The sequence below is a fragment of the Actinophytocola sp. genome (assembly GCF_050699935.1).
GTDB lineage: Bacteria > Actinomycetota > Actinomycetes > Mycobacteriales > Pseudonocardiaceae > Actinophytocola.
On record NZ_JBOHGB010000001.1, the window covers coordinates 182,346 to 194,800 of the forward strand.

The window sequence follows — 12,455 nt, forward strand, 5'->3', positions numbered from 1 at the left end:
AGGTTCAATCCGTTCCTTCCGTCGCACATCCCGGCCGGCAGCTGACCTCTCCGGGCTGCCCACCGGTCGTCCGGCCGCGGTCAGCCGCCGAGCAGCCCGCGGCCCAGCTCGCCCAGTTCCTCGAACGACGTCAGGTCCGCGACCCGCCACCCGTCCAGGTCGTACTCGGCCAGGCACCGGTCGACGAGCTCCTTGTACCCGTCGAGCTGCCCGTCGCCCAGCTGCCCGAACAGCAGCTCCACCCGGGTGTTCTCGTGGTTGCCCGCGTAGTTGCGCTCGTAGAGCTCGTGCCGGCCGCCGAACTCGGTGCCGACCGCGTCCCACAGCAGCTTCATGACCTTCACCCGCTCGACCGCGTCGACGCCGTGCGAGCCACGCAGATACTTGTCCAGGTACGGGCGGACGTCCGGGTTCTGGAAGTCCTTCGCGCTGGAGTTCAGGTAGATCAGTCCACTCGCGACGTCCTGCAGGACGATCTCGCGGATCCGCGCGTAGCCGAGCTGGGAGAACCACCGGTACGCCAGGCCGTAGCGCGGGTTGGGCAGCACCGCTCCGCCCCGCCACGGCACCGGGTTGCGGGCGGCCGCGTCGGAGAAGGCCCAGAACAGGTTCCGCCAGGCGAGCACCTCACCCAGCCTCGACTGCACGCCGCGGAAGTCGCTGACCCCGGTGATCTCCAGCGCCTTGGCCAGCAGGCCGGCGAGGAACTCGAGCTTCACCGCGAGCCGGGTACAGCCGTGGAAGGTGAACCGCTCGATGAACCCGGACTGCCCGGTGAACATGCCGACCTTGGCGACGTCACCGTAGATGAACACGTTCTCCCACGGGATGAGCACCTTGTCCAGCACCAGGATGGTGTCGTTCTCGTCCAGCCGGGACGACAGCGGGTAGTCGAACGGGCTGCCGGTCAGGGCGGTCGCGGCCGTGTAGGACTGACGGCAGATCAGCTTCATCCCGCGCGCGTTCATCGGCACGGTGGCCACGAGGGCGAACTTGCGGTCCTTGATCGGCAGCCCGTAGTGGGCGATGAAGTTGTAGTGGGTCAGCGCCGACCCGGTCGCCACGACCTTCGCCCCGCTGACGATCAGCCCGTCGTCGGTCTCGCGTTCCACGTGGACGAACACGTCGGCGACCTCGTCCGGCGGCCGGTCCCGGTCCACCGGCGGGTGCACGATCGCGTGGTTCCAGTACAGGACCTTCTCCTGCGACTCCCGGTACCAGCGCCGCGCGTTGTCGGCGAAGGGGCGGTAGAAGTCGGCGTTCGCGCCGAGCGTGCCGAGGAACGACGCCTTGTAGTCGGGGCTGCGGCCCATCCAGCCGTAGCTCATCCGCGCCCACGCGGCGATCGCCCGCTGGTCGGCGACGAGATCCTCCGCGCTGTGGGGCGTGGTGTAGAAGCGGTGGGTGTAGCCGCCGGGGCCGCCGGCGTCGGTGGCCGTGGTGAGCACGTCGCGGTGCTCGGGGTCGTGCAGCGCGTCGTAGAGCCGCGCCGTCATCCGCACCGGGTTGCGGAACGCGGGATGCTCGGTCACGTCCTTGACCCGCTCGCCGTAGAGGTAGATCTCGCGGTCGTCGCGCAGGCTCTCGACGTACTCGGCGCCGGTGAGCGGCCGGGTCTGCTCGGTCACGTGGTCACCGCTCTCGTGTGCTGGCATGGTCAGCTCGCCACGTCGAAGACCAGCTTGGCGAGCTCGCGGTTCGCCACGCTGGCCAGGAAGATGCTCACCCCCGCGTGGCTGTGCAGGGTCGACATGTCCCGCCAGACCCGCTCGATGCGAGCCCCCGCACGCACCGCGCTCGACCCCGCGGTCGGGAACAGCTGGTCGGATACCGCGCTCCAGCACAGCCGGACGGCCTCGCGGCTGATCGTGGACAGTCGCAGGTCCACCTCGCGGGTGAACGCCGCCGAGCCGCGCTCGGCCGTCTGCTCCCACTGCCGCACGGCGTCCGCGAGCGCCGCCTCGGCGGCCGCGATCCGGCCCGCCGCCTCGCCGTAGCGGAGCTGGTAGTCCGGGTCCTCGGCGCGGAGGGTGATCGGCGGGAAGATCGTCATTCGGCCGCGCATCAGCTCCGCGTAGGCGTCCAGGGCGCCGGTGGCCATGCCGACCGAGAGCGCGCCGAGCTGGAACTGCAGCGAGCTCAGCACCCCGCCGCCGTACATGGCGTTGCCGTGCAGCTCCCGCCCGACGGTGCCGTCGACGACGGTCGCCTGGCCCATGTGCGTGCCGGGCAGTGCGAAGTGCGCGGGGATGTGCGCCTTCTCGATCGCGACGCTGTGCGAGCCGCTGCCCCTCAGGCCCAGCTGCGCGCCCCAGTCGTCGAGCCGCCGCCATTGCGCGCGCGGCACGACGAACATCATCGGCGCGGGCGGCTCGCCGTCCGCACCCGCCACCAGGGTGTGGCCGATGAAGTGGGTCGCGTAGGGCGAGCCCGAGCTGTAGCCGAAAACGCCGTCGATGATCCAGCCGCCGTCCTCGGCCCGCTCGGCGATCCCGACCGGCGCGACCGTGGCCGGGCAGATGAAGTCGCCACCGGCGAACAGCTCGTCCTGTGTGGACTCGTCGAACAGCGCGGCGGCCAGGAGGGCGTGCGCCGCGCCGAACGTGTACATCCACGCCGTCGACGGGCAGCCGCGGGCGAGCGCGGACACCACCCGCAGGTACGTGCCGAGGCCGAACTCGTAGCCGCCGTAGCGCCGCGGCACCAGGAGCCGGTACATGCCCGCGCCGAGGAACTCGTTGTGCGTGTCCAGCGCGTAGTACCCGCGCTGCTCGGTCTCCGCCTGCCGGTCGACGAGGGTCGCCGCGATCCGCTTGGCGCGGGTGACGACCTCCTCGGGCGTCAGCCCAGGCTCTGGTGGGGACGGGTAGCCGTTCGCTGGCACGCTCCTGGCGGCTGTCATGTCCTGGTCATTCCTTCCCGCACGAGGGTCGGCTCCGAGCATCACACCGGTGTTCGGGGGCGGACATCCTTGTGAATGCGGTGTTCTCGTCGCAGGCTGGAGTCCTAGGACACGGGGGAGCGGGAGTCCTCGACGAAGCCGAGTGAGAGTCTCATGTCGACCGTGAGCGAAACCCGCAAGCCGGGAGATGCATCCGGCCCCCCGTCAGGGCAATCTCGAGACGAACAGCCGCGGACGCCGGCCCAGCCTCGCGCGACTTGGTGTTCGTTCTCGCCCCGTTTCCGTTGCTTGGAGGACATCTTGGCCACCACGATCCCAGCGCGCGAGCAACTCGTGCGCAAGGCGTCGGACCTGACCCCGCTCCTGCGCAAGCACGCGTCCTGGGCCGAGGAGAACCGCCGGCTGCACGACGAGGCGATCGAGGCGCTGGCCGACGCCGGCGTGTTCAAGTTGCGGCGGCCCAAGCACTACGGCGGGTACGAGGTGGACACCAGCACGCTGGTCGACGTCGGCACGGCGCTCGGCCGGGGTTGCGGCTCCACCTCGTGGGTGGCGTCGGTGTACTGGATCCCGACCTGGATGGCCTGCCAGTTCCCGGACGTGGTGCAGGACGAGGTGTTCGCGACCCCGGATGTCCGGGTGTGCGGGACGCTGAGCCCGTCGGGGATGGCCGCCCCGGTCGACGGCGGCGTCGTGGTGAACGGCAAGTGGGGCTTCATCAGCGGCGCCCACCACGCGCACTGGCAGGAGATCATCGCGATCCTGGTCCCGCCGGACGGCGAGCCGTACCCGATCATGGCCCTGGTGCCGATGTCGGACCTGCTCGTGGTGGACGACTGGGACACGTCGGGGCTGCGCGGCACGGGCAGTGTCAGCACGGTGGCGAAGGACCTGTTCATCCCGCAGGAACGCGTCCTTCCACTGCCGGTCGTGCTGCAGGGGCAGACCGCCTCCAAGCGCAACGCCACCTCGCCCATCTACCGCGCGCCGCTGCTGCCGGTCGCCTCCGCGTCCTCGGTCGGCACGATCGTGGGCATGGCGAAGGGCGCCAGGGACGTGTTCCTGAACCGGCTCCCCGGCCGCAAGATCACCTACACCGAGTACGAAAGCCAGCGCGAGGCGCCGATCACCCACTTCCAGATGGCCGAGGCGACCTTGAAGATCGACCAGGCCGACTTCCACGCGCGGCGCCTCGCGGACCTGGTGGACACCAAGTGCGCGGAGGGCACCGAGTGGAAGCTCGAGGAGCGCGCCCGGTCGCGGGCCGACGTCGGCGCGGTGGTCCGGCTGGCCAAGGAGTCGGTGGACATCTTCGCGACGGCCAGTGGCGGCACCTCCATCTACAGCGGGATCCCCATCCAGCGGATCAATCGTGACGTCCAGGCGGTTCACCAGCACGCGCTGATGCACCCGAACACGAACGCCGAGCTCTACGGCCGGGTGCTGTGCGGCCTCGAGCCCAACACGCTCTACATCTAGCCCGGGGTTCGTCGACACCAGGAGGAGAGCCAGCATGACCACCGATGCGGACAAGGCCGCGATCGCCGCGCTGACCCAGAAAGTCGTCGCCGCCTGGGCGTACCAGGACGCGGCGACCTTCGCGAGCGTGTTCACCGAGGACGGCACCATGATCCTGGCCGGCGTGTTCTGCACCGGCCGCGACGAGATCCGCGACCACATGGCCGCGGAGTTCGAGGGCCGGTACAAGGGCACCCAGGTGACCGGCAAGCCGATCAGCATCCGGTCGCTCGGCGAGGACGCGGCGATCCTGCTGAGCCAGGGCGGTGTCCTGGAGTCCGGCGAGACCGAGGTCTCGGAGGGCAGCGCCATCCATGCCTCCTGGCTGGTGGTCCGCCAGGACGGCCAGTGGCGGTTGATCGCGTACCAGAACACCCCGCGCTTCGACGCGAACGCGACTCGTGGGAGCGCCGACCGCGCCGCCTGACCGCGAGCTCACGCCAGGGCCGTTGTCCGTCAGAAGACGGGCAGCGGCCCTGATGCTGTTGCACCGGGCGAGGTCCGGTCGTCCTCGGGGAATCTTGAGGAGGACTGCGACGGCGGGATGGGGAGTTGCTGCGGAGTCGCACTCGTCGACCCCGGAGACGTGTAGGTGGCGGTCTGTTCATGCTCACCCCGGGAGCGACCGCCGTGCTTCCCAGCGAGCGGTGACGCACTAGGACCGCAGGGATCGCCGCCGCTCTCGGGCGGCGGCGATCCCTGCGGTCAACGCCTTTCTCTGCCGGCAGCCGGCGGACTGGCCACACTCACTCCTGTCCGGACAGGACGGCGAACACCACCGGGGTGGCGAGGTCGTTGAAGGTGGTCACCCAGGTGGCGATCCGGGCGTCTCCGGTGGAGAGCACGACCCAACCGTCCGGCGTGACCCGGTCGACGGTGAGGTCCCGCGTCGTCGTGCCGGTCTTGCGCAGGCATTCGAGCGCGCTCCACGCCCGGGTGCCGGCCGTGTCGGCGTCCTCGCCGGCCTCGGCCATCACCAGGTCGCGGACGCGGCGCAGCCCGTCACCGAGCAGCCCGGCCCAGTCCTCCTCCGCGCGGTGCACCACGGTCTCGACATCGCAGCCCAGCCGGCCCGACCCGGTCACCACCACGCTCACACCGGCACCGTGGGACGCCGAGATCGCCGTGCCGTCCAGCTCCGGCTTGCCGTCCGGCCGGTACCGCACGGCCACCGGGCCGCCGACGGCGCGGCTGGCGGCGAGCTCGGTCTGCGCCTGCCGGTCGGCCGGTACGCCCGGCACGGGGTCGGACTCGACGACCACGGCGCGGCGTCCGCCGAGCACCTGCTCCAACGTCCGCTCCAGGTAGCCGCTGAGCATCGAGGGCACCCACGGACCCGAGCTGTCCTTCTTCCGTACCGCCCGCAGCGTCAGACCCTGCCAGCGTTCGACCACCCGGCCGGACGGGTCGAGCACGTCGGCGTCGTAGACGTAGGTGTCGCCGTCCTGCGACCGCTCCCGGGCATCCAGGATCACGAACTCGACGTGCTGGTCGGCGGGCGCCGACAGGTACAGCCGCTCGACACCCTGCGGCAGCAGGGTCGCGTCTGGAACGCAGCACTGGAGCGCGTGCATCACCGCGTCCCGCGTGCCCGGGTCGGCCAGTACCTGGTCCTGCGGCAGGTACGCGGCGAACCACGGCGCCGGCGTGGTGGTGGACAGCTCCGCCACCGCGTGCCGGGCGCTCGCCCTCCGGTAGCCGAGCAGGCGCTGGAACCGCTTGCCCTGGAACATCACGCCGCCGTAGAGCTCGGCGATCGGGTCGACCGGTGCCAGCGGCAGCTGGGTGGCCGTCCGCGAGGCGCCCGCGTCGGTGGCTCCGTCGGTGGCTCCCTCGATGGCGCTGTCGGGCAGGGCCGGCCGCGGCAGCCGCAGCGTGGCCCGGAAGTGGTCCGCGCTGAACCCGGTGTCCTCGGCGCGAATGGCCACCGTCACCGTCCCGGCGTCGCGGACCAGTGCCGCCAACCGCATGCTCGTCGCGGTGCCGGGGCGGACCACGATCGGCCGCAGGAACTCGACGTCCTGCAGCAGCGGTGCGCCGGTCTGGCCGAGCACGGCCGTCGCGACCTGGGTCATCGCCTCCATTCCGACCACCGCGGGGAACAGCAGGTCGCCGTCCAGCTGGTGGTCGGACAGGTAGGGGTCGCTGCCGGAGGACAGCTCGACCTCGGTGATCAGCTCGACGTGCGGGTAGTGCACCAGCACCCGGTCGACGAACCGGGTCAGCGGCAGCTCCTGGCTCATGTCCAGGGGCAGCGTCGGCAGGCCGCCCATCCGGCCGGTGATCGTCAGCACCGGCCCGGCCGACGGGTCGGCCAGCACCTGGCGCAGCACGCTCAGGCCGTCCTCGACCGAGATCGGGGTGATGCCGTCGCGCACCAGCATCTCGACGACGCCGAGCCGCTCGCCCATCCCGGCGCCCGACCAGACCGACCACTCCATCGCCAGCGCCCGCGCCTGCGGGTGTGCGCGCTGGAAGTCGACGGTCAGCTCGGTCATCCAGTCGTTGGCGGTCGAGTAGTGCGCCTCGCCGGGCAGCCCGGCCCGGCCGATGATGCTGCCGAACGTCACCAGCAGCTTGATCTTGTTCTGCTCCACCGCGTCGAGCACCGCGCGCAGGCCGGCGATCTTGACGTCGAGCGTCTGGTGGAACCTCTCCTCGGTCAGGTTGGTGAGCGCGGCCGGTTCGTTGCGGCCGGCGCCGTGCATCACCGCGGTGACCGGGCCGAGCTCGGCCTCGAACCGCGCCACGGCCGTGGCGATCTGCTCGGCGTCGGTGACGTCGGCGCGCTCGTACCGGCAGTCCACGCCGGCCGCGGTCATCCTGGCCAGGTTGGTCGAGATCTCCTCGTCGTCGGCCGGGTCGTCCCGGCCGATCAGCGCGAGCTTGGCTCCGGAGTCCTCGGCCATCGCCAGCGCGCACTCGGCCGTGATGCCCTTGCCGCCGCCGGTGACCAGCAGCACGTCGGAGCCGTCCAGCGGCGTGCCGGTGTGCGGCTCGGCGGGCGGCTGCAGCACGCGCAGCACCGGCGCCGTCCGCTGGCCGTCGGCGTCGTAGCGGACCTCGCTGAACTCCGTGGTGGCGGCGGCCTCGGTGATCACCCGCCGCACCGCCTCGTCCACGTCGGCCGCGGTCGACGGGGCGAGGTCCGACAGGCTGACGACGGTGGTCGGCACGCCCGTCGCCTCCAGGAACGCGGTCCTGGCCAGGCCCGACGCCCCGAACTTGTTCTGTACCACGACGAACCGGGTGCCGGCGGGGGAGTCGGCGGCCAGCTGGCCCGCCTTCAGGCACAGCTCGACGTGCTGCTCGCCGCTGTCCGGCAGGCACAGCAGCACACCGTCGCCGATGCCGGCCTCGGCGAGCGCGACCCGCAGCCGCTCGGCGAGCGGGTGGCCGGCCGGCGCGAACATCTGCCACGTGCCGACCGGACCGGTGCCGACGTTCACCCTCGGCGCCCTGGCCGGCACGTAGTCGACGGAGAACGGCCGCACCCACTGCGCCACGCCGGCCACCTCGGTGCTGCCGCCGTTCGTACCTCCGCCCTGCGCGGACTCGGCCAACTCGTCGATCAGCTTGGCGAGCTCGCCGAGCGACACCGTGGCGAAGTTGGTCGTCGCCTCCAACGTGGGGAGGCCGAGCTGGCGGGTGGCGTCGTTGACGAGCTGGCCGACGGTGATCGAGCTGAGGTGCAGGTCGTCGAGTGGGTGGGTGTCCGCGGTGACCGCTTCCAGGGGCAGCTCGACGCGCTCCGCGGCGAGACTGCGCAGCAGGTCGAGGGTGGACGGGCCGTCCTCGCCCGAGCCACCGGCCTCCGCCGGCAGCTCGGCGGAGGTGCTCGCGGAGGTGGCTTCCTCGCCGGGCTGAGTCAGCCCGACGGAGAGGTCGGGGGCGGCCTCGCAGGGGCTCGCCAGGAAGGTGAACCCGCCGTCTAGCGGCAGCGGCCGCACCACCCGGTCGGCGAACAGCGGCTCGGTGTCCAGCTCGGCCCCCAGCGCGTGCGCGGCGCCGAGGACGGACAGCAGCGAGCTCAGCGACTGGTTGTCGGTGTCGACGGCCAGCACCGGCGTGCCCGGCACGATGTCGCGCAGCAGGCCGGCGAGCACCCGGCCGGGGCCCACCTCGATGGCGAGGTCAGCGTCGGCGGCGGCCGTGGTGGCCGCCTCGTCGAAGCGCACCGGCCGCACGATCTGGTCGCGCAGCAGCTCCCGCAGGTCGGTGCCCGGCTCGAGCACGTCACCGGTCACAGTGGACACCACCGGGCGGGCAGGCGCGGCGAAGGTGAACTCGGCGAGCTGCCCCATCATCGCCTCGGCCGCGGGCTCGACCAGCGGCGAGTGGAAGGCGTGCGAGACGTTGATCCTGGTGGCGGTCACGCCGTCGGCCCGTGCCCGCTCGCACACGCGGTCCACGGCATCGGCGTCACCGGCGATGACCGTCTGTTCCGGCCCGTTGTACCCGGCGATGACCACGGGGTCGTCCCCGAACAGCTGCTCGGCCCGGTCCGGCGCGGTGGCGAGGCCCGCCATCGCGCCGCCGCCCCGGCTGGCGTTCGCCATGACCTGCCCGCGCGCGGCGGCCAGGCGAAGCACGTCCTTGCCGCCCATGGCACCGGCCCAGGCCAGCGCGGTCAGCTCGCCGAGGCTGTGCCCGACGGCGACGTCGGCGTCGAGGCCCAGCGTTTGCAGCACCCGCAGGGCCGCGACGGACCCGGCGACGATGCGCGGCTGGGCCACCTCGGTGGCCGTCTGGTCGCCGCCGGTCGGCACCTCGGCGTCCGCGAACACGGCCTCCGCCGCGGGGAACCGGCGACGGATCGCGCCGACCGCACCCCGCCCGGAACCCTGGCCGGGGAACAGGTAGGCGATCTTCGGGGGGTTCTGTCCCTGGCCCAGGAACACCCCGTCCGCGGTGAACAGCCGCTGCTCGCCTGCGTCGAGGGCCTCGAGGAGCCGGCCGAGCTTGTCGACGGCGTCCTCGGGGCTGGTGGTGACGACCGCGGCCCGGACCCGCGCGCCGGACAGCTGCCCGGCCAGCGTTGCGGCCAGGTCGGCGACCTCGGCGAAGGACAGCTTGGGCACCACGTCGACCAGCCCGGCGACCCGCTCGCGCAACGCGGCGGTGTCGGCGGCGTCCAGCATCAGCAGCTCGGCGTCCTGGCGGCCGGCGACGAGAGCCTTGGTCCGCCGGGGCAGCGCGGTGCGCCGCTTGCGGCCGGGGCCCTGCTCGATCGCGATGTGCGTGTTCATGCCGCCGAAGCCCATCGCCGACACGCCGGCCCGGATCGGCGCCCCGGCCGGCCAGAGCTCGGCATCGCGCGGCACATACAGGGCCGGGGCGTCGCCGGTCAGCTTCGGGTGCGCCTCGTAGTGCCCGGTGACGGGCGGGATTACCTGGTGGTACACCGACAGCGCCGCCTTGATCAGCCCGCCGACCCCCGCGGCTGCCTTGGTGTGGCCGAAGTTGCCCTTGATCGAGCTGACCGCGGCCGGGCGGGCCCGCGGGTCGCAGTCGCGCCGGGCCGAACCGATCGCCTCGAGCTCGGTGGCGTCCCCGAGCGCGGTTCCGGTGCCGTGGCCCTCGAAGTAGCCGACGGTCTCCACGCCGTACCCGGCTCGGGCGTAGGCGCGGCTGATGGCCAGCCGGTGGCCGGCGGCCTCCGGGCGGGTGATGCCGCCCTTGCCGTCGGAGGACAGGCCCCAGCCGGTAATCGACGCGTAGATCCGAAGGTCGCGGGCGATGGCGTCCTCTTCGCGCATCAGCACGACGACGCCGGAGCCCTCGCCCGGCCAGAAGCCGTTGGAGTCCTTGTCGTAGATCTTCATCTCGCCGGAGGACAGCGCCCCGGTCTTGGCGAAGCCGATCACCTCGAACGGGTCGATGGACAGGTCGACGCCGCCGGCGAGGCAGACGTCCAGGTCGCCGTCGGTCAGCGCCTTGGCCGCGGTGGCGATCGAGATCAGCGACGAGGAGCAGGCGCCGTCGACGGTGTAGCCGCCGCCGGCGAAGTCGAAGTAGTTGCAGATCCGCCCGGCGATGGTGTTGGCGAGCCCGCCGGCGAGCGTGTCCTCGTCGATCGGCGGGAACGGTGCCTTGTACACCGGCTCCAGCTCACGCAGGAAATCGCTGGTCTCGTCGTCGTCCCACCCCTTGGCGGCCAACGCGGCGGCGAGGGTACGCCGCACGTAGGGCCAGCGCAGCCGCATCAGGTTGGCGCGGGAGAACTCGCCGGTCAGGCTGTTGCCGAAGACGACGCCGGTGGCCTGGCGGGGCAGGCCGGCCGCATCCGGGAAGCCGGCGTCGGCCAGCGCCGTCGCCGCGACGTCCAGCGCCAGCCAGTGCGTGAGGTCGGTCGACCGGTAGGTGCTGCCGGCGACCTTGTACTTGAGCCGGTCGAACTCGAAGTCGCGTAGCACGGCCGCCTTCTTGGCGTAGAAGCGGTCCGGTGCGTTCTGGTCTGGCGAGTAGTAGTCCGCCTGGTTCATCCGCTCGTCGGGCAGCCTGCGAAACGCGCGGCGCCCAGCCAGGATGTTCTCCCAGAGATCTTCGGTGCTAGCGGCGTCGGGGTAACGAAGTCCGATGCCGACGATCGCGATTCGCTCGGTGCTCAACCTATACCGCCTATTCTCGACGACCACTCGACCCGAATCGGCGCGCCCATTCGCGCCGGCCACATACCGCGGCGATGAGCCGAGTTCGGCGACAGTCCTCGACACGCTTTCCGTTTGGGTTCAAGGTTGCACCAGCGCAGCGGCATATGCCTTCTCATCATGTGCCGTCTACCCGCTTCTCCGATATTGCTTCTGTCCCGAAGACTCCTTCGGCCGGATGATCAATGCGGCCGGAAAGGCAGATACCGCACTGGTGGAGATGCGCGGCGACGATTGCCGAGCCGACCCTGACAATGCCACCGTCACCGGAGGAATCGATGCCGTCATTTCTCGGTTCGCTGCGCCAGTTCGTGCTGGCACCGAAGCTGTCCGCGGTCACCTTCGCCGAGCGCGAGTTCCCCGGGGCCGACTCGCCCGCGACGGAGCGGCTGGAGGCAATCCCGCAGGCCGTGGTGTGCGGGTTCGAGTGGGGCATCGCGGCGCGCGACCTGTGGGAGGTGCGACGGCGGCTGGAGCTGGTCGAGCCGGAGCAGCGCGGGTTCGCCTACGAGGGTGCGGCCATGGCGTTCGCCGTCCGCGACGCGATGGCGGGCGGCAGCGGCCGGCGTACCCGCGAGCTGCTGCTCGGGCCGGGCGCGCCGCACGTGTTCCTCACCTACATCGGCATCGGGTTCGCCATGGCGCGGCTGCCGAGGCCGCTCTGGCGCAACATCATTCCCGACCTGACCGACTCGCCCTATTACCCCACCATGACCTGGCTTGCCGTGGACGGCTACGGCTTCGACCTCGCCTACTTCCACACCAGCCGCTACGTCGACGAGCAACGGGTGCCGGCGCCCTACCCGTGGGAGGGATCGCCCGACTACTTCCCGCGCGCGGTGGACCAGGGCATCGGGCGAGCGCTGTGGTTCATCAACGGCGCCGACTGGAGGGCCACCGCCGCCGCCGTCAACCGGTTCGACGAAGCGCGCCGGCCGGATCTGTGGAGTGGCGTCGGGCTCGCCGCGACGTTCGCCGGCGGCTGCACCGCCGATGGCCTGGCCGCACTGCGCGAGGCGGCCGGCGGCCTCTGGCCACAGCTCGGGCTCGGCGTGGTCTTCGCGATCAAGGCGCGGACGTTCGCCGGCCACGTGCCGGCGCACTCGGCGCTGGCCGCCGAGGTGCTGGCCGGTCTGTCCGTTTCGGACGCCGTGACGATCGCCGACCGCACCGAGGCCGACTCGACCGGCCACGACGCGGCTCGGGACACGGAGCCACTGTACGAGCGGTGGCGCAGCCGAATTCGTGCGCATTTCACGGCCACGACATCGTCGCCGGTCGACCGGAATGGTCGGCAGCCACGCGGGCCCGACCAGCGCGGGATCCGGCACGCGTGAAGTCGTAAACCGTTCCGGCGGCGTGTGACGATTGTCAGCAAACGAAGA

Annotated in this window: 6 protein-coding genes; 3 read left to right on the plus strand and 3 right to left on the minus strand. The window is 71.7% G+C overall.

Annotated features, from left to right (window positions below; genetic code table 11):
* Positions 1 to 80: 80 nt before the first annotated feature.
* Both ACRDTB_RS00940 and ACRDTB_RS00945 read right to left on the minus strand, forming a co-directional pair.
* Positions 81 to 1,655, minus strand: a complete 1,575-nt coding sequence (locus ACRDTB_RS00940) for a 4-hydroxyphenylacetate 3-hydroxylase family protein (protein WP_431427884.1) — start codon at positions 1,653 to 1,655, stop codon at positions 81 to 83.
* Positions 1,656 to 1,657: 2 nt separating this feature from the next.
* Positions 1,658 to 2,902, minus strand: coding sequence for an acyl-CoA dehydrogenase family protein (locus ACRDTB_RS00945; RefSeq protein WP_431427885.1), 1,245 nt, complete (start codon positions 2,900 to 2,902; stop codon positions 1,658 to 1,660).
* A 300-nt stretch (positions 2,903 to 3,202) separates the two neighbouring features.
* Here ACRDTB_RS00945 and ACRDTB_RS00950 point away from each other — a divergent pair, with 300 nt between their 5' ends.
* Both ACRDTB_RS00950 and ACRDTB_RS00955 read left to right on the plus strand, forming a co-directional pair.
* A complete protein-coding gene (locus tag ACRDTB_RS00950; protein ID WP_431427886.1) occupies positions 3,203 to 4,381 on the plus strand; it encodes an acyl-CoA dehydrogenase family protein in 1,179 nt (392 codons plus the stop codon).
* Between the two features lie 34 nt (positions 4,382 to 4,415).
* Positions 4,416 to 4,847, plus strand: coding sequence for an SgcJ/EcaC family oxidoreductase (locus tag ACRDTB_RS00955; protein ID WP_431427887.1), 432 nt, complete (start codon positions 4,416 to 4,418; stop codon positions 4,845 to 4,847).
* 319 nt (positions 4,848 to 5,166) lie between these two features.
* Here ACRDTB_RS00955 and ACRDTB_RS00960 read toward each other — a convergent pair whose 3' ends face one another.
* On the minus strand, positions 5,167 to 11,031 hold the full coding sequence (locus tag ACRDTB_RS00960; RefSeq protein WP_431427888.1) for an SDR family NAD(P)-dependent oxidoreductase: 5,865 nt from the start codon (positions 11,029 to 11,031) through the stop codon (positions 5,167 to 5,169).
* Between the two features lie 317 nt (positions 11,032 to 11,348).
* Between ACRDTB_RS00960 and ACRDTB_RS00965 the strand changes: the two genes are divergently transcribed.
* Complete coding sequence (locus tag ACRDTB_RS00965) at positions 11,349 to 12,407, plus strand: DUF1702 family protein (protein ID WP_431427889.1); 1,059 nt, start codon at positions 11,349 to 11,351, stop codon at positions 12,405 to 12,407.
* Positions 12,408 to 12,455: the final 48 nt, after the last annotated feature.